The organism is Cryobacterium sp. TMS1-13-1 (assembly GCF_004403125.1).
Classification (GTDB): domain Bacteria; phylum Actinomycetota; class Actinomycetes; order Actinomycetales; family Microbacteriaceae; genus Cryobacterium; species Cryobacterium levicorallinum.
Window position 1 is genome coordinate 184364 of record NZ_SOGX01000010.1, and the last position, 21009, is coordinate 205372.

11 protein-coding genes and 4 pseudogenes are annotated in these 21009 nt (G+C 65.9%); 7 read left to right on the forward strand and 8 right to left on the reverse strand.

Going from position 1 to position 21009, the window contains the following annotated elements; all coding sequences use genetic code 11:
* Position 1 precedes the first annotated feature (1 nt).
* The 4 genes and pseudogenes from E3T31_RS10200 to E3T31_RS10215 all read left to right on the forward strand — a co-directional run.
* The gene (locus tag E3T31_RS10200) at positions 2 to 2848 is read left to right on the forward strand and encodes an aconitate hydratase (RefSeq protein ID WP_134468634.1); all 2847 of its coding nucleotides are present in this window, start codon (positions 2 to 4) and stop codon (positions 2846 to 2848) included.
* Between the two features lie 137 nt (positions 2849 to 2985).
* Positions 2986 to 4935, forward strand: coding sequence for a 1-deoxy-D-xylulose-5-phosphate synthase (gene dxs / locus E3T31_RS10205; protein ID WP_134468635.1), 1950 nt, complete (start codon positions 2986 to 2988; stop codon positions 4933 to 4935).
* Between the two features lie 67 nt (positions 4936 to 5002).
* Positions 5003 to 5146, forward strand: a pseudogene (locus tag E3T31_RS10210) (ISAzo13 family transposase); the annotation flags it as partial.
* Positions 5143 to 5307: pseudogene (locus tag E3T31_RS10215) on the forward strand (hypothetical protein); the annotation flags it as partial. The pseudogenes E3T31_RS10210 and E3T31_RS10215, both read left to right, overlap by 4 nt.
* Positions 5308 to 6104: 797 nt before the next feature.
* On the opposite strand, the pseudogene E3T31_RS18330 reads toward E3T31_RS10215, so the two are convergent.
* Positions 6105 to 6681, reverse strand: a pseudogene (locus E3T31_RS18330) (hypothetical protein); the annotation flags it as partial.
* 176 nt (positions 6682 to 6857) lie between these two features.
* Positions 6858 to 11768 (reverse strand): multicopper oxidase domain-containing protein, encoded by a 4911-nt coding sequence (locus E3T31_RS10225; RefSeq protein ID WP_166788467.1) that lies wholly within the window; start codon positions 11766 to 11768, stop codon positions 6858 to 6860.
* Positions 11769 to 12144: 376 nt separating this feature from the next.
* Between E3T31_RS10225 and E3T31_RS10230 the strand changes: the two are divergent.
* Together E3T31_RS10230 and E3T31_RS18335 are read left to right on the forward strand one after the other, a co-directional pair.
* A pseudogene (locus E3T31_RS10230) lies at positions 12145 to 12793 on the forward strand (ISAzo13 family transposase); the annotation flags it as partial.
* Between the two features lie 6 nt (positions 12794 to 12799).
* The gene (locus E3T31_RS18335) at positions 12800 to 12922 is read left to right on the forward strand and encodes a hypothetical protein (RefSeq protein WP_241977934.1); all 123 of its coding nucleotides are present in this window, start codon (positions 12800 to 12802) and stop codon (positions 12920 to 12922) included.
* A 129-nt stretch (positions 12923 to 13051) separates the two neighbouring features.
* On the opposite strand, the gene E3T31_RS10235 is transcribed toward E3T31_RS18335, so the two are convergent.
* From E3T31_RS10235 to E3T31_RS10250, 4 genes are all read right to left on the reverse strand, one after another.
* A complete protein-coding gene (locus E3T31_RS10235; protein WP_134468637.1) occupies positions 13052 to 15217 on the reverse strand; it encodes a 3-hydroxyacyl-CoA dehydrogenase NAD-binding domain-containing protein in 2166 nt (721 codons plus the stop codon).
* Positions 15214 to 16419 carry a thiolase family protein gene (locus E3T31_RS10240; RefSeq protein WP_134468638.1) on the reverse strand — a complete coding sequence of 402 codons (1206 nt, stop codon included), beginning with the start codon at positions 16417 to 16419 and terminating at the stop codon, positions 15214 to 15216. Before E3T31_RS10240 ends, E3T31_RS10235 begins: the two co-directional genes overlap by 4 nt.
* Before the next feature lie 98 nt (positions 16420 to 16517).
* A complete protein-coding gene (locus E3T31_RS10245; protein ID WP_134469234.1) occupies positions 16518 to 17714 on the reverse strand; it encodes an HRDC domain-containing protein in 1197 nt (398 codons plus the stop codon).
* Positions 17715 to 17733: 19 nt separating this feature from the next.
* Complete coding sequence (locus E3T31_RS10250; RefSeq protein WP_092449193.1) at positions 17734 to 18273, reverse strand: DUF3000 domain-containing protein; 540 nt, start codon at positions 18271 to 18273, stop codon at positions 17734 to 17736.
* A 115-nt stretch (positions 18274 to 18388) separates the two neighbouring features.
* Between E3T31_RS10250 and E3T31_RS10255 the strand changes: the two genes are divergently transcribed.
* On the forward strand, positions 18389 to 19606 hold the full coding sequence (locus E3T31_RS10255) for a S9 family peptidase (protein ID WP_241977824.1): 1218 nt from the start codon (positions 18389 to 18391) through the stop codon (positions 19604 to 19606).
* A 12-nt stretch (positions 19607 to 19618) separates the two neighbouring features.
* On the opposite strand, the gene E3T31_RS10260 is transcribed toward E3T31_RS10255, so the two are convergent.
* Complete coding sequence (locus tag E3T31_RS10260) at positions 19619 to 20047, reverse strand: SufE family protein (protein WP_134468639.1); 429 nt, start codon at positions 20045 to 20047, stop codon at positions 19619 to 19621.
* Positions 20044 to 20955: a sulfurtransferase gene (locus E3T31_RS10265; RefSeq protein WP_134468640.1), complete on the reverse strand. Its 912-nt coding sequence runs from the start codon at positions 20953 to 20955 to the stop codon at positions 20044 to 20046. Before E3T31_RS10265 ends, E3T31_RS10260 begins: the two co-directional genes overlap by 4 nt.
* Positions 20956 to 21009: the final 54 nt, after the last annotated feature.

Sequence of the window (21009 nt, forward strand, 5' to 3'; positions counted from 1 at the left end):
TGTGTCGGATTCAAAAAGTACCGCGGTAAATAGCTTCGGAGCCAAAGACACCCTGCGCGTTGGTTCGACAGACTATGAAGTCTTTCGTCTCGACGCGGTCGACGGTTACGACAAACTGCCATACAGCCTGAAGGTGCTGCTGGAGAACCTGCTCCGCACCGAAGATGGAGCCAACATCACCGCCGAGCACATTCGTGCCCTCGGCTCCTGGGTTCCCACCGCGGAACCCGACACCGAGATCCAGTACACGCCGGCGCGCGTCGTCATGCAGGACTTCACCGGCGTTCCCTGCATCGTCGACCTCGCCACCATGCGCGAAGCCCTCGTCGACCTCGGCGGCGACGCCAAGAAAATCAACCCGCTCGCCCCGACCGAAATGGTCATCGACCACTCCGTTGTCGCCGACCTGTTCGGCACGACCGACTCGTTCGAGCGCAACGTCGAGATCGAGTACGAGCGCAACGGTGAGCGCTACCAGTTCCTCCGCTGGGGTCAGACCGCGTTCGACGACTTCAAGGTCGTTCCCCCGGGAACCGGCATCGTGCACCAGGTCAACATCGAGTATCTCGCCCGCGTCACCATGACCCGTGAGGTCAACGGCGTTCTCCAGGCTTACCCAGACACCTGCGTCGGCACCGACTCGCACACGACCATGGTCAACGGCCTGGGCGTGCTCGGCTGGGGCGTCGGCGGAATCGAAGCCGAAGCGGCGATGCTCGGCCAGTCGGTTTCCATGCTCATCCCCAAGGTTGTCGGCTTCAAGCTCTCCGGCGTCATCCCGGCCGGCGTCACCGCAACGGATGTCGTGCTCACCATCACGCAGATGCTCCGCAAGCACGGCGTGGTGGGCAAGTTCGTCGAATTCTACGGATCGGGTGTCGCCTCAGTGCCGCTCGCCAACCGTGCCACCATCGGTAACATGAGCCCCGAGTTCGGCTCGACGGCCGCGATGTTCCCGATCGACGATGTGACCCTCGGCTACCTGCGTCTCACCGGGCGCAGCGAAGAGCAGGTCGCGCTGGTCGAGGCCTACTCGAAGCTGCAGGGCCTCTGGCACAACCCCGATGTGGAGCCGGTGTTCAGCGAATACCTCGAGCTCGACCTCTCCACGGTCGTTCCCTCGATCGCCGGACCGAAGCGCCCGCAGGACCGCATCATCCTCTCCGAGTCGAAGTCGCAGTTCGAGCGCGACCTGGACAACTACGCCAACGGCCCCGTCTCCCTGGTGGATGCGGCAGTAGAGGGTACTTTCCCCGCCTCTGACCCGCTCGGCCTCACCTCGCAAGACGAAGTGACCGCGCACGAGCACGCCTACCAGGCTGGCCTGGTGCGTCACACCAGCCACCCGACGAAGTCGCACCCTCAGCCCACCGACGTGAAGCTCGCCGACGGTCGCGAGTTCACGATCGACAACGGCGCCGTAGCGATCGCGGCCATCACCTCGTGCACCAACACGTCGAACCCGAGCGTTATGCTCGCGGCCGGCCTGCTGGCCCGCAATGCGAGCCTGAAGGGACTCAAGAGCAAGCCGTGGGTCAAGACCACCCTCGCGCCCGGCTCCAAGGTCGTCACCGAGTACTACGCGAAGGCCGGCCTCAACGGCTACCTCGAAGACCTTGGCTTCTACCTCGTCGGCTACGGCTGCACCACCTGCATCGGCAACTCCGGTCCGCTCGAGGACGAAATCTCCTCGGCCGTGCAAGACAACGACCTCGCCGTCACCGCCGTGCTCTCCGGTAACCGCAACTTCGAGGGACGCATCAACCCCGACGTGAAGATGAACTACCTTGCGAGCCCGCCGCTGGTTATCGCCTACGCCCTCGCCGGCACGATGAACTTCGACTTCGACACCGATTCGCTCGGTCAGGACACCGAGGGTAACGACGTGTTCCTCAAGGACATCTGGCCCGACGCCGACGAGGTGCAGAAGACCATCGACGAGTCGATCGACTCCAACATGTTCGAGACCCAGTACGCCGGTGTCTTCGAGGGTGACGACCGCTGGAAGTCCCTGCACACCCCCATCGGCGACACCTTCGCCTGGGACGCCGAGAGCACCTACGTGCGGAAGCCCCCGTACTTCGACGGCATGACGCTCGAGACCAGCCCGGTCGTGGACATCAGCGGTGCCCGCGTGCTCGCCAAGCTCGGCGACTCGGTCACCACCGACCACATCAGCCCCGCCGGTTCGATTAAAGCGGATGGCCCCGCCGGCCGTTACCTGGCCGAGCACGGCATCGCCCGTGGGGACTACAACTCCTACGGCTCGCGTCGTGGCAACCACGAGGTCATGATTCGCGGAACCTTCGCGAACATCCGTCTGCGCAACCAGCTCCTCGACAACGTCGAGGGTGGCTTCACCCGCGACTTCACCGTCGCGAGCGGCCCGCAGGCCGACATCTACGATGCCAGCCAGAACTACCAGGCCGCCGGTACCCCGCTCGTCATCTTCGGTGGCAAGGAGTACGGTTCGGGTTCCAGCCGGGACTGGGCAGCCAAGGGCACGAGTCTTCTCGGTGTCAAGGCCGTCATCGTTGAGAGCTTCGAGCGCATCCACCGCTCGAACCTCATCGGCATGGGCGTTGTGCCCCTGCAGTTCCCGGTCGGCGAAACCGCCGACTCGCTCGGTCTCGATGGCACCGAGATCGTCTCGGTCTCCGGCATCACCGAACTGAACAACGGCACGACGCCGAAGGCCGTGCGGGTGACCTGCGTTCCGAGTGAATTCTCGGCCGCCGGCAAGGCACCGGTCGAGTTCGACGCCATCGTGCGCATCGACACCCCGGGTGAAGCCGAGTACTACCGCAACGGCGGCATCCTGCAGTACGTGCTGCGTTCGCTCGTCTGAGTGAACCGGGGCGCTGGCAGCGCCTCGCTCTACCAGCACGACACCGGCGCGTAGACTCGATTCACTCGGGTCTGCGCGCCGGTTTGGCTTGATCTGGATAGCACTGTTTTGTAGAGCAGCAATGAAAGGTATGACGGATGATCCTTCTGGAGACGATTCATGGTCCGCGGGACCTCGATGGTCTTTCGAAAGAGCAGCTGCCACAGCTGGCCGCCGATATTCGGCGGTTTCTGGTGCGCGAGATTTCGAAGACCGGCGGACACCTCGGGCCAAACCTCGGTGTCGTCGAACTGACCATCGCCATCCACCGGGTTTTTCATTCACCGACCGACGCCATCGTCTTCGATACCGGCCACCAGTCTTACGTACACAAGCTCCTCACCGGTCGTCAGGACTTCAGCAAGCTGCGCTCGTTCGACGGTCTCGCGGGCTATCCGCAACGTTCGGAGTCCGAGCACGACATCGTCGAAAGCTCGCACGCCTCCAGTTCGTTGTCCTGGGCCGACGGTATCTCCCGAGCCTTCGAGATGACCGGCCAGACCGACCGGCACGTGGTCGCCGTCGTCGGCGACGGCGCGCTGACCGGCGGCATGACCTGGGAAGCCCTCAATAACATCAGCGACGACAACACGCGTCGACTCATCATCGTGGTCAACGACAACGGCCGATCCTACGCGCCGACGATTGGCGGTATGGCGCGCTTTTTGAATACTGTGCGTACCCGCGCGGCCTACCGCGACGCCTACCTGACCAGTCAGAAAGTGTTTGACAAACTCGGCGCGCCCGGCCGGGCCATGTACCGCGGGGTGCGCGGCGGTCTGCACGGGTTCCTCAGCCGGGTCACCAACAACGAAGCGCTCTATTCCAACCTCGACATCAAGTACATCGGTCCCATTGACGGGCACGACGTGCACGCCATGGAGGAGGCCCTCGCCCAGGCCAAGGGCTACGGCGCGCCGGTCATCGTGCACGCCATCACCCAGAAGGGCAAGGGCTACGACCCGGCCGTGCAAGACACGGCCGACCAGTTCCACGCGGTCGGGCAGATCGACCCGGAGACCGGCGAATCCGTCGAAGAGGCGGGCGCGGCATCCTGGACGTCGGTTTTTGCCGACGAACTGTTGCGACTGGCCACCGAGAACGATCGTATCGTCGGCATTACCGCCGCCATGCTGCGCCCGACCGGGCTGCACAAGATGGCCGAACGTTTTCCGGCCCGCGTGCACGACGTGGGCATCGCCGAACAGCACGCCGTGACGAGCGCCGCCGGGCTGGCCTTCGGCGGCCTGCACCCGGTTGTCGCCCTCTACGCCACGTTCATCAACCGCGCTTTCGACCAGGTGCTGATGGATGTGGCCCTGCACAAAGCCGGCGTCACCTTTGTACTCGACCGGGCCGGAGTCACCGGCCCCGATGGTCCCAGTCACCACGGCATGTGGGACCTCGCCATTCTGCAGGTCGTCCCCAACATTCGGCTGGCCGCGCCGCGGGACTCCGTGCGCCTGCGCGAAGAACTGGCCGAGGCCGTCGCCGTCGAAGACGGACCCACGGTCTTGCGCTACCCCAAGGGCACCGTCGGCCTGGAGTTCGAGGCCATCCGCCGCCTCGACGATGGTGTCGACGTGCTGCAGGAGGCGACCCAACAGGATGTGCTGATCGTCACGGTCGGTCCGATGGCCGCGCTGGGGCTCGACGTGGCCGACCGGCTCGCCGCCCAGGGCATCGGAGCGACGGTCGTCGACCCGCGCTGGGTCGTGCCGGTGCCGCGCAGTATTATCACCCTCGCCGCCGCGCACCGCATCGTGGTCACCATCGAAGACGGCATCCGGGTCGGCGGAATCGGTACGCGCATCCGGCAGGACCTGCGGGAGGCCGGCGTTGACACCGCGGTGACCGAACTCGGCCTGCCGGACCAGTTCCTCGACCACGGCACCCGCGCCCAGATCCTGGAGCGCGTCGGCCTCACCCCGCAGGCGATCGCCCGCGACGTGGTCGCTATGGTGCTCGGCAGCAAAATCCCCATCGCCCGACCCTTGCCCGCCGACCACACCGACACCGGCGCTATCCAGGTAACCCGCCGCGACTAAGGGCTCGTAAGTAAATAACCGAGACGCATGCCGTTTGGGGTGCCATGGCTGTGCCGTGTCGGTTCCCGTGGAGGTCGAAGAGTCGCTGGCAGTCAAGTTCGCCGCGTTGTTCCCGCATCTTGATGAGCGTCAGCGACGGTGGCTGATGGGGGCTGAGGCTCGCGTGCTGGGTCATGGCGGGGTCGCGGCGGTGGCCCGGGCGGCTGGGGTGAGACCGTCACCGCCGAGCTCGACGAGAGCATCTACCCCAAAGGCATCAAGATCACCGACCGCGAAATGGCAGATCTGGAAACCCAGCACCTGACCAGGCACGACTTCCATGGCGAGTGGAACTACAGCGTGAGCCCAGCAAAGTTCGCCCAACAAAAGTGATCTCAGAACGTGAGATGCCGAGTTACGTGTGTCTTTGATTTACGGGCCCTAAGCGCCCGCGGGCGGTGCCGCTGCCACACCCGTTGTGGTGTTGGCGGCCACCGACCCTCAGCAGTAGGGAGGCCGCCCTCCTCGGGCCGTGAAATGGATAACCTGTGCATTGGATAACCCACTTGCCGGATTTACCTCTATGAGATCAAGAGTCCTGGGCTGGGCGGCGCCCGGCGCTTGCCCGCCCCCTCGCTGTTGCGACTCGGAGCGGGAACTAAGCACGGCCAGGTCACGGACCTCGACGGTTTCGGTATCGCGATGCTCTTCTTCAGTGGCCCGGACGGGGTTCACCTGGAACTGACGGCACCTCTCTAACTCAGTAGTGCAGCCGGACCGGTTGAACATCCACTCTTGCCCGCGGAGTGGGATCGAGCGGCTGCTTGGTCTGCCCTCGCTCCCGACCGGCGTCACCGTGCACGGTGACGTCACCGGACTGTACGCCGGACGACGTGCGGTGGGTGATCGCGGTCCCGGGCCGCCTAGCTGGGTGCGCCAGGAGGCCGGTCTTCCACCTGCCTCACTTGGCCCTGGCAGGACAGCTGGGAAGGGCTCTTCTACGCGGCCTGCGGTCCACCAACCCCAGCAACTACCTGACCACCCAGCTCCAACAGGGCCCAACCGCAGAACAGTGGAAGAACCGGACAGACCGGCAGCCTCCGTTGGCACAGCCCGCCCGAAGGTATCCCCTATCGCAGGGGTCGCCGCCCTGGCTCTGCTCTTGCTGCTCACCGTTTCTGCCGCCGCGTCATGATGAGTACCTCGCGAAGCGCGCCATTGCCTCCGGCCTCCAGGACCATCCGGGCCAGGCACAAGTCGAGGGGCAGCGCCGCGATCTTGCGACCGTATGCCGTGAGCCGCTTGCGCGAGTCGGTGGTCCGAGCACCTGCGATGTCACCCCGGGCCAGGGAGGTCATCTGCAGGATGACCGACGCCAGGTTGGTGCGCAGGATCTCGGGGTCGGTGAACTCCGATCGACCCTTGAAGTCCTCCTGGGAGTACAGCAGGATGCCATCGGTCATCACCTTGACCAGGGTGTTGCCACTGGAGTGGTCGGTGAAGCGCACCGGGATAACCCACCGCAGTCCCCAGCTCGGTGTCCAGCTCCTGCGCGCTGCGCTCGGCCACCGACCTGGCGGCGATGACGACCTTGTGGTCTCGGATGGCCGCGGCGATATCGTCCCTGCAGGCAGCGACCGGCAGGTCGTCGGGATAGCTGATTCTGGGCACCGCGGTGAGACGGCGCGCGATACGGGCTGACCGTGCCGGCGGTACCTCGCTCGGCCTGCGCCGGGACGGACGCCGACGGGACTTTCGTGGGCTCACAGGTTCTGGTCGCGCGGGATGCGGCGCACGTGCTGAGGACACGAGGTTCAGGATATCGGCCCGCGAGCCCCACTCGGTGGCACTCCTGGGTCCAGCGCGCCCAGCAACGCGCGTGAGCCGGTGGTACCCGAGGTGCCGCCGGCTCACGTTCTCAAGCTGTTTTCACAATGGATGGACTACTGGAGAGGCTTAAGGTCCGCCTTGCGAGAGTCCTCCACCCTGAAGATGCCCCACAGGCCCTGGTTGACCTGGTTCTCCAGACCGCCGTCTCGGTAGAGGTAGTCCCCGGGAAGCTTCTGGAGTCCACCGGCCCCTCCGAGCAGGTTGTAGTTGAAGGCGTTGCCTGTGAGCAGACCGCCCTCAGCTGTCTTGATCATCGCGTTCGGGTCGCTTGGCTGGTAGCGCCACCCGTGCCCGTTCACGCTGAAGGTGTGTGCCCGGTCGCGGTCACCGCCCGATACGAGCCGCAGGTGCGTCTCGTCTCCGACATAGGCCCGCACGAGCGGTGTGGCCGGGTCGCCGTGCACCACCGACGACATGACGTTGGCCACCTCTGGGTCCTTCGCCAGGCGAGGGGCGAAACGCTCGGTCGTGTAGTTGATGCCCCGGTGCCCCTGGTCGCTGGGTTCGCCCTCCGCTGGGTAGGGGAGGATGGCCCCGGCCTTGTCTCGCAGGATCAGGCCGTCGACCCAGTTGAGCACAGCCTCGCGGAAGCTGCGTTTGACGCCGGCGGCGTCGGTGTAGGTGACGTTGGCCTGTGCGCCCGAGGTGATTGCAACCCCGGAGTTGGGGTTGACGTAGGTCGAGCCCTTTGGCTCGATCAGCAGTGACCCGTAGGACCCGTGGTGGCGACTCCCACGCCGGTCAGCGAAGTCGAGCAGGTTCGCTGCGCCGTCCTCGACCGCGGCATGGGCATACCACGTGTACTTTGTCGTAACTCCTGGCGCCACGGTCTGGTCGTAGTTGTACCCGACCGTCGCCCCGTCGGAGTCAATGACATTATAAGTCAACAGGTTTGGGTGCATGGACACCCGGTTGGAACGTGGGAAGTTCGTCACGTCCGCAGGCAACGGTAGGTCACCGGTGTGCGCTGCGGGCGTCTTCGGCAGCTCGTTCTTGAGCGTCACCGTGACGCAGTCACCCACATTCGCTCGGATCACCAGGGGCTCGGTCTTCATGGCACCCGTGCGAACCTTAGTCACATCCTCACTCCGCACGAACATCGTGCCGTACGGGTCGTGGTCACCTGACTTCGCGTTGTACACGATGTCCTTGGCGATGGCCGACACGTTGACCGCGACCGCCCTGGACCCTGTCGGGCACGGGGTGACCGAACCCAGGGTTCCGGTTGGGGCAACCTTGAGCGCGTCACCGGGTTTGAGGGCTGGCCACGCGGTGCCACTTCCAGGAGCTGCCCGGTCGGGCAGCGGCTGGAGGTCGGAGACCGCGTTCTTGGGGACCCGGAACAGACCCCACATCCCCATCCACTGGTCCTCAAGCAACGGGGAGCCATACAGGTAGTCACCGGGGGAACCGGCGCCGTCCTGCAGGATCGACGGGGTGCCGTTGGCGACGCTGTTCGAGGCTTTGGCGACTGTTGCTGAAGCACCGGGGTTGGTCTTGATCACCTGCGAGCCCTGCAGCTCGTAGTTGAAGTACTCCGCGAGCATGAGGGTTTGGGTATCGACCGTCCGAGACAGGGGGTTGTTTGGCTCATTCAGCCAACGGTGACCGTGAAGGTTGAACTCGTGTATCTCCTCGTGGGAGCCAGCCACGTTGCGGATGACCACGGGGTCCTTCGAGTACGCCCTCAGGAGCGGCGTATCGGGATCGCCGTTTACCGCGGATGAGTAGGTGTACGCGGGGTCGCCCCTAGCGCCGCTAACCCCAGGTTTCGTCCGGATCTGGAACGGGGCGTTCTTGTAGTTGATTGAGTAGCCGCCCTGGTCCTGGCCGTAGTTGTCCGGTGCCGAAGGTGGGTTGATCGGTGGACCAGTGCCGTTGTCCTTCCACATGGGCGTTCGGTCGGAGTAGAAGATGGTCATCTCCCGGAAGTCCGGGCCGCTGGCTGAGCGGATATCGGCCATGGGGCCGACCCCGTTCGTCGCAGCACCAGTCTTCGGATCGTGCCACGTGGCGTCAGCGGGCTCGACGTTCATCGCGGCATAGAGGCCCTTCTGCTGGTGCAGGTTGGCGTACTGGTGGTCGTGGAAGAAGGTCGTCCGCAAGGCTGTGTCCACGAACCACCGATAGCCGTAGGTCTGGCCAGGCATCGCCGAGGAGCTGTAGTTCCAGCCCACGCTGGTGCCGTCGGAAGCAAGCTCGTCGAACTTGACCAGGTGCACGTGTGTCGAGACCTCGGATGTCTCCGCGGTGGCCATGTAATCACCGTCGAGGCGGTTCACGTGGTCGAGGGGGACGTTGGGATTCTCGTCGAGGTGCAGGTCGTTGGTGGTGAACAGCTGAACGCACTCACCAACCCTGGACCGGATGGTGTACGGCTCGGGTGCCTTCTGCCCTGTCCGCACAGCGACCGCATCGGATTCCTCCACATAGACCCTTCCCTGCCTGTCCTTCCAGCCCGCGGAGTTGTAGGTGATCGGGGTGTCGATGACGTGTGGCCGGTAGACCCGTGTCGGTGCAGTTGTCGGGCACGGGTCGATGTAGCCGTTGCCGGGCTTTCCCGGGTCAAGAGCAGGCATCCCTGCAGCCTCAAGCGCGGTCGGGCCACGGGGGGCGTCGCCGGGGCGACGGATTGCAGCGAAGGTGTCCTTGACCACCGCGTTCGGCGGACGGTAGGCACGCTGGCCGATGTCACCCTTGACGAACAGTGGGAAACCGGGCTGTGCTGCGGTCGGGGCCGCCGTGGCGCCTGCCCGGTTCGGCAGCTCCTGCAGCGCCTCCAGGGGCGTGCCGTCGGCATACTGTGCCGTGCCGTCGCGCAACTTGTCGAAGATCCGCAGGTGGCCCCAGAAACCTTGGGCGAAGTGCGGGTAGAGGTGGCAGTGGAAGATCGTGTCACCGACCGTGCCCTGGGTGCCGCCGGCACCTCCCTCAATCTTCAGCTCCCGAGCCTCATGTGGGCCAAACGACTGGACGTCGTTAAGCGGTGACTTCGGGTTCTTCGGGTCGGCGTTCCAGCGCTGGGTGTGCTGGTGCCATGGGTGGGTCTCCTTGGCACCCGGGTGGACGACGTGGAACTTCAGCGGGTCACCGACGTACCCCTTCGGGATCAGGTTGTCCGAATCGGTCACCTTCACGCCGTCGACGGTTCGGGTCAGCTTGCCCTCGTCGCCAAAGACCCACGACTGCAGGTGGGACTCCTCGCCCAGGCACTTGGCGCCGGGGTCGTCGACGACCTTGCCGAGCTCGGGCACGTAACCGTTACAGAAGTTGTCAGTTGGGGCATAGGTCTTGCCGTTGGGGAGCGTGATGGTCTTGGCTACGCCACCCGGGTTCTCCGGAGTGACGGTCCCACGGTGCTCGAGGATGGCCCGCAGCCGGTTGCGCAGCGGCTCCGAGCGGTAGTTGATGCCGAAGGTCGAGTCCCTCAGCCCGGTCGTCGGGAAGGTCGGTTGCTTCCCGTCCCGGTCCAGGACGCCCTCGTTCTCGTCGAGGAAGATCATGACGGCCGAACGGGTCGAGGCCCCGCCTGCCCGGATGTCGGCGAACAGCTGGGACTCGACTGCGCGCCCGCCCGTGAGCAGGTCGGCCCCGGTGATCTGATTGTGCCAGGTCGAGTCCTTCGGGTGCACGACGACCGCGCCGTACAGGCCGTTCTGGACGGTGGTGTGCTTCGGGTCGTTAGGGTCGAGGTTGGCGTTGTCGTACAGCGGCGCCTCGCCCTCCCGGTCGGCGTACCAGGTGTAGGTGCGCTCGGTGCCCGTGGAGATGGTCGTGTCCGGGTTTAGGCCCACCCGTGCGCCGTCGGAGGTCTTCACGTCCGCTTGAACGAGGCCCTGGGTGGACAGGCCGATTCGCCGGCCCGCGATGTCGTTGCGCACCTTGACGGACACGCAGTCACCGACGTTGGCGCGCACGACGAGCGGCTGGGTGAGGTTGGGGTTGGCAAGGATTTTTTCCTTGTTCACCCTTGCGTCGGCGTTCTTGAGGGCAAACATCAGGCCGTTGGGCAGCTTGTCGCCCCAGCCGTTGAGAGGGATGGTCACCTGGAAGGCGGCCAGGTCGTACTCAATAGCGCGGGCACCGGCCGGGCAGACCCCGTTGGCCGGGGTGGTCGGATCGCCAATGACGGCTGTCGCCGCAAAGGGACTCATCAGGGAGGAAGCCGTCATCAGGGCGACACAGCCCGCCGCCACGGCGATGACCCGGCGAGAGCGACGTGGCGTCGAAGCCACGACAGACCGGGCACGCTGTGTCGGCGTCGGGGCCACGACAGACCGGGCACGACGTACCGGCGTCGGGGCATACCCACCGGTCACATCATCGCTTCGGCGCATGCCCAGGACGAGGCCTGCCAGGGCGAGGAGCGGAAGCACCGGGAAGACGCGAGCGGCCTCGATGGCTCCGTGCTCGAAGAGTGCAGCACCCGAGGTCGCCTCCATGTGGCCGCCCGTGGCCGATTCGGCTACCGCTGCGCCAGTAGTGCCAGCGGAAGAGGCTGCACCGTTGTGCGCAGCGTGCGGGTCGGCAGCAGCGGCAGCAGCGGCAGCAGTAGGGACCTGAGCGGCGCCGTTGTGGGCAGCGTGCGGGTCGGCAGCGGCTTCGGCGGAGCCATTGGATTGGCCCGTCTTGGCCAACCACGCCGCCGAGGGCTGGTGTGGGTGGAACCCGGGCTTGGTCGCGGCAGCGACTGGGGCACCTGGCGCGCCAGGTGGCGGGACAGCACCAAGTGCGTCACTCGTGCCAGGAGCTGCCTGGGCAGCCGGTGCGACAGCTGAGGCAACCGCCTGGGCGGCGGAGGCATGCTCGGAGGAGAAAATCAGCGTGTGGCCGATCGCACCTGACATGAACACAGCCGTGGTGACAGCGACGACCGCGACCGTGGCGCGAGCCAAGGAGATGATCCGAGATGCCGGCCGCAGGCGAGCGATCATCGCGAACACGATCAGGACAGCCGGGACCACTAGTAAAAGCGACAATGTCCCGTCCCGAAGGAAGTGCAACGCTGAGGTGCCCGAACTCCAGTCTTGCTGGGCAGAGGCTGCGTGAAGCCCGTGGAGCCAGGCCGTGCCGCCATAGGCGAGCATCACCCCCATGCCGACGCGAGCTCTCATAGAAATGCACATTGGTATCCCCGTAATTGCATTGATGGTGTGTTGAGGTCAAGCCGGACCTATGAGCTGGAACGAATCAGGGCGGAGTGGCTTGGTCACGGGTGTGGAGGTCCACGGATCAACCTTGTTCGGCCGACCTTGGGAAAACCTTGGGCTAGAAATGATCATGAGGGAGTCAAGACCCTACTTCCGGGCGGTGTGGCAATAGCGTCAGCGACGGTTGCTGATGGGCGCTGAGGCTCGGGTACTGGGTCATGGCGGGGGTCGCGGTAGTGGCCCGGGCGGCTGGGGTGAGCCGGGTTACGGTGACCGGTGGCGTGCGGGAGTTGGACGCCGGTGATGAGCCGTTGGGGCGGACCCGGCGGGTCGGTGGTGGTCGCAAGAGTGTGACCAGGACCGATCCGGGGAGGGCGGCGCTGCTGGCGCTGGTGGAGCCCGAGTCGCGTGGCGATCCGGAGTCGCCGCTGCGGTGGACGACGAAGAGTCTGCGCCACCTGGCCGACGAGCTCACGCAGGCGGGCCGCCCGGTGTCGGCCCCGACCGTGGCGGGCCTGCTGCGGGAGGAGAACTTCAGCCTTCAGGGCACCGCCAAGACGATCGAGGGCGGCCACTATGCGGACCGGGATGCCCAGTTCGCCCACATCAACGCCGCGGCCGTAGAGCACCTAGCGGCCGGGCAGCCGGTTATCAGTGTGGACGGCAAGAAGAAGGAGCTGGTCGGCAACTTCCGCAACGGTGGTCGGGAGTACCGGCCGGCTGGTGAGGCGGTGGCGACCAACGTCTACGACTTCACGGGGGAACTCGGCAAGGTCACGCCCTACGGCGTGTATGACATGGCTGCCCGCACCGGCCTAACTGTCACCGCCGGACTCGACGACACGATGTACCCCAAAGGCATCAAGATCACCGACCGTGAGATGGCAGACCTGGAAACCCAACACCGCACCAGGCACGACTTCCACGGCGACTGGAACTACACCGTAAGCCCAGTAGATCAACCCTGAACTACGCGTGTTGTTGATTTATAGGCCCTAAGGACATGGCCGGGGCCCGGGCCCCGTCCGCGGGCCCAGCTTATAAACTGGGCCCGCGGCCATAAGGTGGGCCCGGTCAATGACCCGGCCCCGTTCTCGCTATATTTGAGCGGATGTCGCCCCGACGGCAGCACCGATGCCGCGGATCGCCGGGGTGTGGAAGGTGCCGCCGAAGACCCGCTCGCTCGCGCCGACCCGGTCGAGGTACGGGGTGATCCCGCCCATCTGGAATGGCCAGCCGGCGCCGAGGATCATGCACAGGTCGATGTCCTCGGCCGCGTGCACCACGTCGTCGTCCAGCATCCGCTTGATCTCGTCGACCAGACCGTCTTCGACCCGCTGCAGAATTTGCTCGGCGGTCATCGGGGTGCTGCCGCCGGCGACGATCTTCAGTGCACCCTTGTCGAAGCCGGTACGGCGGCCCTTACCGTCCCGCTCAAGGATCTTGCCGTGTTCGGCAAGCTTGTGCAGGTTGTCGCTCTCGAAGAACCGGTCGGGGAACGCCGCATGGTGCGTGTCGAGCACGTGAGCGCCCACGGTGAGGCCGACCAGCTCGAGCAGCTCGAACGGGCTCATCGGCAGCCCGAACGGCGCCACGGCGGCCTCCACGACCTCGAACGGGGTTCCGGTGTCGACGGCGTGCATCGCTTCACCGAGCAGCTTGGCGAGTACGCGGTTGACCACGAAGCCGGGCGTGTCCCGGGTGATCACCGCATTCTTGCGTAACTTGCCGGCGATGACCATGGCGGAGGCGAGGGTGACCTCGTCGGTCTGCGGGGTGTTGACCACCTCGATCAGCGGCATGACGGCGACCGGGTTGAAGAAGTGGAAGCCGACCAGGCGCTCCGGATGGGCAAGCTTCGACCCGATCTGCTCGACCGACAGCGATGATGTGTTCGTCGCCAGAATCGCCTCGGGCGACACGAACTTCTCGATCTCAGCGAACACGTTCTGCTTGACGCCGAGTTCCTCGAAGACGGCCTCGATCACCCAATCGGCATCGGAGAACAACGACTTGTCGGTCGTACCGGTGACGAGCGCGCGCAGCCGGTTGGCCTCGTCGGAGGAGATGCGATTCTTAGCCTCAAGGGCCGCGATCTCACCGTGAATGTACGCAATACCCTTGTCGACGCGGGCCTGGTCGAGGTCGGTGATGACGACGGGGACCTTGAGCCGCCGCACGAACAGCAGCGCGAACTGGCTGGCCATCAGGCCGGCGCCGATAACGCCGACCTTAGTGATGGGGCGGGCGAGCTTCTTGTCCGGCGCGCCGGCCGGCCGCTTGGCCCGCTTCTGCACGAGGTTGAAGGCGTAGATGCTCGCCTGCAGCTGGTCACCGGCGATGAGACCGGCCAGGGCCTCATCTTCGCGCTCGAAGCCCTCGGCGCGGCTGCCGCTTTTGGCGGCCTGCAGCAGATCGAGCGCCACATAGGGGGACTTCGCGACCTCACCGATGCGGTTCACCAGCATCTTGCGGGCGATGCCGATGGCAACGTCCCACTTGACAAGGCGTTCGATCTTGCCGGGCGCGTTTGGACGCGACACCTTCGTGGTACCGGCGATCACCCCGTCGGCCCAGGCGATGGAATCTTCGAGGAACCGCGCCGACGTGAACATGACGTCCGCGATTCCGAGCGCGAGGGCATCCGCTCCGGTGAGGGTGCGGTTGTTCTTGAGCGGGTTCTCGATGATGACCTTCAGGGCATTCTCAATGCCGATCAGGTTGGGCAGCAGGTAGGAGCCACCCCAGCCGGGGATCAGGCCGAGAAAGACCTCGGGGAGCGCGATCGCCGGCACGGCCGCGTCGACCGTGCGGTAGGTCGCGTTCAGGCCGATTTCGAGTCCGCCTCCGAGGGCGAGTCCGTTGATGAACACGAACGACGGCACACCGAGCGTGTCGAGCTTGCCGAGCGCATGGTGGCCGAGCTGGCTGAGCAGTTTGCCGGCCTCGAGCGAGGGAATCTCGGCGACCTTGCTGAGGTCAGCGCCGGCGGCGAGAATGAACGGCTTGCCTGTGACGGCGACGCCGTGAATCTCTCCGCGTCCGGCGCGAGCGGTCAGTTCGTCCATGGTGGCTGCGAACTCGAGCAGGGTGACCGGGCCGAGCGTGTTCGGCCGGGTGTGGTCGCGCCCGTTGTCCAGGGTCACGAGCGCCAGAGTGCGGCCGGCACTCAGGGGTACGTCGCGCACGAAGGAGTGCGTGATGACCTCGTCGCCGGAGATCGCGATCAGCGGGGAAAAGTCGAGGTTACTGTAGTCGGTCATCGTTTGGCTGCCTTCTTGTTGAAGTGCGGGTTTTCCCAAATTACGGTGCCGCCCTGGCCGAGGCCGATGCACATGGCCGTGAGGCCGTAGCGCACCTCCGGGTGCGACTCGAACTGGTGGGCGAGCTGGTTCATCAGGCGAACGCCCGAGCTGGCAAGCGGATGCCCCAGCGCAATCGCTCCGCCGTATTCGTTCACGCGCGGATCTTCGTCATCGATGCCGAAGTGGTCGAGGAACGAGATCACCTGCACGGCGAATGCTTCGTTGAGCTCGAACAGGCCGATGTCGGTGATCGACAGGCCGGCCTTGCGCAGCGCCTTCTCGGTGGAGGGCACGGGGCCAAGGCCCATGACCTCCGGTTCGACGCCGGCGAAGGCGAAACTCGTCATGGTCATTTTCACGCCGAGGCCAAGCTCCTTGGCGGTGGCGCCGCTGGCCAGCAGGCAGGCGGATGCGCCGTCATTGAGCCCGGAGGCGTTGCCGGCGGTGACCCGTCCGTGGGAGCGGAAGGGAGTGCGCAGGCCTGCGAGTCCCTCCATAGTCGTCTCCGGGCGCGGCGCTTCGTCGCGCGTCGCCAGGCCCCACCCTGATTCGCTGCGGGTCGCCACCGAAATCAGGTCGGGCTGAATCGTGCCAGCTTCGTAGGCCGCGGCGACCTTCTGCTGGCTGCGCAGCGCGAACCGGTCTGAACGTTCCTTGGTGTATTCGGGGAACCGGTCGTGAATGCGTTCGGCGGTCGCTCCCATGTTGAGGGCGTCTTCGCTGACCAGCCGCTCGGAGAGGAACCGCGGGTTCGGGTCGGCCCCGAACCCCATCGGGTGACGGCCCATGTGCTCGACGCCCCCGGCGATGGCGAGGTCGTAGGCACCGAAACCGATCGAGGACCCCATCATGGTCACCGCGGTCATCGCCCCGGCGCACATTCGGTCGATCGCGAATCCGGGCACCGATTTCGGCAGCCCGGCCAGCAGCGCAGCCGTGCGACCGAGGGTCAGGCCCTGGTCGCCGGTCTGCGTTGTGGCAGCGATCGCGACGTCGTCGATACGCTCCGGGGGTACCCCCGGGTTACGTTCCATCAACCCGATGATCGCCTTGACCACGAGGTCATCGGCTCTGGTATTCCAGTACATGCCCTTTTCGCCGGCGCGTCCGAACGGGGTGCGAACCCCGTCCACAAAGACGACTTCTGCTCTCTCGGCCACAATGCCTCCAGTACGTGTTGGATCAGATTCGAATCGACCTGTCAGGTCGTTTCGATCCTAGGGTGGTGAAATTTCCCACCCGAATCGTTTGCCGGATCCTACGACTCCAGATCCGACACGGGATCGGCAACTTGTGGAACTGCTACAAAAGCATCCGCTATTAATTGTGCAGTCACGTCAACTTGCCAGCGTCGCGCCCCCAACTGGGTCAGCACTTCTCCGACGGATACCGCATCCAGCGGCTCCGGCGGCGTCCACGCCACCCGGCGCAGAAAGTCCGGGGTCAGCAGGTTCTCCAGGGGAATCGCCAACTCGTCGCTGACGGTCTGTAGCGCAGTCCTCGCCGCCTTGTAGCGCACGTCCGCCTCGGGGTTGCGGTCGGCCCAGGCGCGTGGTGGCGGGAGGGTGTCGTTGCTCGCCTTGAGCGGCGGCAACTCGGTGGTGACGCGGCCACGCTGAATGGCGGCCCACCACCGGTCGAGTTCGTTGCGACTCGACCGCCCGTTGAACTCGCGCAGGTCGGACAACGCCTGGCGGGTCGCGGGAAGCACCCGTGCCGCGGCGAGCAGGGAGGCGTCGGGAACCAGACGGCCGGGGGAGACATCCACGTCGCGGGCGAACTCGTCGCGGGCCAGCCAGAGTTCCCGGGCGACGGCGAGGTTGCGCTGGCCACGCAGCGAGTGCAGGCCGGACAGTCGGCGCCACGGGTCGACGCGGGCGGCCTTCGCCTCCTTGGCCAGGGTGGCGGCGAATTCCTGGTCGGCGATGTCGGTCTTGTCGGATTCCACCAACAGATCGACCATGCGGTCGCGCAGGTCGGGCAGGAGCTCCACGTCGAGGGCGGCGTAGACCAGCCACGATTCCGGCAGTGGCCGGGTTGACCAGTTCGCGGCGGAGTGTTCCTTGGCCAGGTGGATGCCCAGGAGCTCCTCCACCACGGTGCCCAGGCCGACGCGGGGGATACCGAGCAGCCGGGCAGCGAGCTCGGTGTCAAAGATGCGTGCCGGGTCAAGCCCGACCTCACGCAGGCAGGCGAGGTCCTGGCTGGCGGCGTGCAGAATCCACTCCGTGTCGGCGAGGGCCTCGTTCAGCTCGCTGAAATCGCCGATCGGCGGCGGGTCGAACAGAAACGTTCCGGCGCCGCGACGGTAAATCTGAATCAGATAGGCGCGTTGCGAGTAGGTGAAACCGGATGCCCGCTCCGCGTCGACCCCGACCGGCCCGTTCCCGGCCGCCAGGGCGGCCGTGGCGGCGAGGTAGGCCTCGCGGGTATCCACGACCCGGTGCAGAGCGATGGTCTGGTTGGATTGCGATTCAGCCACGGGCTGCTCGGCGTGCTGACAACATGCTGACTCCTTCCCCAGCGGGAGGGAGTCCGGCGAGCATGCAGAGCAGCTCGCCCCACCCCTCGACGTGGGCGGTGAGATTGTGATCCAGGGGTGTCCACGACGCGCGCAGCTCAATCTGCGCGCCATCTCCCTGTTTGGCGAGTTCGCCAAAGCCTGACGAGATTATTTTAGTCGCCGTTCCCGACGCCGCGGTGTACTTGGCCTTGCGGGAGTTCAGGGCGTCGACCAGCCAGGCCCAGGTGACCTCGGCCAGAAAGGGATCAAGTCCGATTTCTACCTCGAGCGGTGCCTGCGCAAAGCATACGACGCGAAAAGCACCGTTCCATCCCTCGGGCTCATCTGGATCGTACAGCAGAATAAATCGGCCGGTTCCGAGCTCGGAGTCTTTGCCGGGTCGCATCGGCGTGATATTGGCCGCCAGGGCGAAGGAATACGGCGCAAGCTGGGCCGGCGCGGAAATCTCGGTGACGACTAATTCGGCCCGACTCGTGGCGCGACGAATCATTGACAAAGCCGCGGCAAACTCCACGGGCAGCGATTGATCTGTTTCGGGCACGTCTGCAGACTAGAGTTTTTTCTGGGTGTTGTCCGTGAGGCACGCCGACCAGTTGGAGGTGCGGGTGAACGAGGCACAGCCCCCAAACAGGCGCGCAGACGCTGCGCAGCGGTCGGTTCTGGGGCCGATCCTGGCCGTCACGGGCCTGGCCATCGCCGGTGCGGCCGTCGTCGGTCTCGCCACCAGCGCCATTCTCGCCGCGGTCATGGCCAAAACCATCGTCACACCCCCGGCCAAACGCGCGGATGACACGCGGGTGTTCGCGGTCGACCTCGGGCGCGGCCTGATCACCCTGCAACGGCACCGTGATTCGGTACTCCCGGGCGACTACAGCTTTTTCTTTAGCAACGACACCGGCCACGCCCGGGTCGGCGCGATCACCGATCGAACGGCCGCCACCGTCACCCGGCGTATCCTCGCTGTGGACTACGGCGACCTCCAGGCCGCCCGGCGCGGCCGGTTCAGCGGCTGGCTCTACACCGGTCCCGACGATCTCGGCTTCCCCTGGCACAGCGTCGCCGTCCCGACCGCGCTTGGCCCGGCCCCCGCCTGGCTGATTCCAGCGGATGCCGCAGCTGCGGGTGGTCGCTGGGTGATCCAGGTGCACGGCCGGGCGGTACGCCGGGAGGAGGCGCTGCGGGCGGTGCCCGTGTTTCGGGCGGCCGGCTACACGTCGCTGCTCGTCTCCTACCGCAACGACGGGGACGCCCCGGCCAGCCCCGACAGGCGCTACGGGCTGGGCGACACGGAGTGGGCCGACGTCGATGCGGCCATGAGCTTTGCCGCTGACCAGGGAGCGACCAGCGCCGTGCTGATGGGCTGGTCGATGGGGGGAGCGATCTGCCTGCAGGCCCTCACCCGCAGCGCGCGGGCGCCGCTGATCGTCGGGGTGGTGCTGGAATCTCCTGTGATCGACTGGGCCGACGTCGTGGCCGCACAAGCCATCGGTCGCCGGCTGCCGAGGCAGATCGCCCGCGGAGCAGTCGCGCTGATGGGGTCACGGCAGGGACAACGGCTGACCGGACTCGGAGCGCCGATCGACTTCGGGCGGCTCGACTTCGTGGCGCGCGCCCGTGACCTGCACCGGCCCATTCTGCTGCTGCACAGCGACGATGACGGTTTCGTTCCGGTCACCGGGTCGCGCCGCCTCGCCGACCGGCGGCCCGACTCGGTGACCTTCGTGGCGTTCACCGAGGCGCGCCACACCAAATTGTGGAACTACGACCCCGGCCGTTGGGACGCCGAAATCGCCGGCTGGCTGGCGCGGTTAACGCAGCGTTAACCGCGCCGAGCGTCACGCAGCTACACGCTCCCGCAATTGACGCTTGGCCCGGCCGAGCATCGCGCTCATACCGCGCAGGCGCAGCGGTGAGACGGCCTCACTGAGTCCGATCGACTGCGGGTAGTCATCGGGAACGGCCAGCACCTGCTCCACGCTCAGGCCGTCGAGACCCTGCGCGAGGATCGACGCGAAACCGCGGGTGGTGGGTGACTCGCGGGGAGCCGTCGCGTGCAGGTGGAACAAGCCATCGGCATCCACGTCAACGAAGATGAAGACCGGCGACTGGCATTCGACGACGCGTTCGAGCAGGTCGGGGTGATCTTGAAACTTCTGCGGAAGTTCCGGTAGTTCGTTGGCGAACTCGAGCAGCAACAGCAGTCGGTCCTTCTGCTCGAGGGCGAGGAAATCCTCCCGAATCTCGGCCAGCAGGTCCGCAGTCATCGGCGAGGTGCCGGAGCCGGGGCGGCGCCCGGCTCGGTGCCGACGGCGATCGGCACGGCGACGGCGTTGCCCCACTCGGTCCAGGATCCGTCGTAATTGCGCACATTCTCGAAACCGAGCAGGTGGGTCAGCACAAACCAGGTGTGGCTGGAGCGTTCGCCGATGCGGCAATAGGCGATCACGTCGTCGCCATCGGTCAGTCCGGCCTCATCCCGATAGATCGCGTCGAGTTCGCTGCGCGAGCGAAAGGTCGAGTCGGTGTCTGCGGCGCGAGCCCACGGCACCGAGGCGGCCGAGGGAATGTGGCCGCCGCGCAGGGCACCCTCTTCCGGGTAGGCGGGCATCGTCGTGCGGGCTCCGCTGTATTCCTCGGGGGAGCGCACGTCGATCAGCGGCTGTCCGAAGTGGCCGAGTACGTCGTCTTTGAACGCCCGAATGGGAGCGTCGTCGCGTTCGACGACGGGGTAGTCGGTGGGGGTAACGTTCGAGGCGTCCGTGGTCATCTCGCGTTCCTCGGCGAGCCATTTCTCGCGGCCACCGTCGAGCAGGCGCACGTCGTCGTGTCCGAACAGGGTGAAGACCCAGAGGGCGTAGGCGGCCCACCAGTTGCTCTTGTCCCCGTAGATGACGACGGTGCTGTCGCGGGCGATGCCCTTGCTCGACAGCAGGGCGGCAAAGGCGGCGCCGTCGATGTAGTCGCGGTTGACCTTGTCGTTGAGGTCGGTGTGCCAGTCGATCTTGACCGAGCCGCTAATGTGGCCGACTTCGTAGAGCAGCACGTCTTCGTCGGACTCGACCACCACGAGACCGGCATCGCCCCGGTGTTGGGCCAGCCACTGCGTGGAAACCAGTTTCGAGGGGTGCGCGTAGGCGGCGAATTTCTCGGTCGTGTCGAACGGGGCAGACATGTAACCTCCAGGTGGGCAGCGGATGCATTCGCAAGTCGGGTTGACCGCGGATTA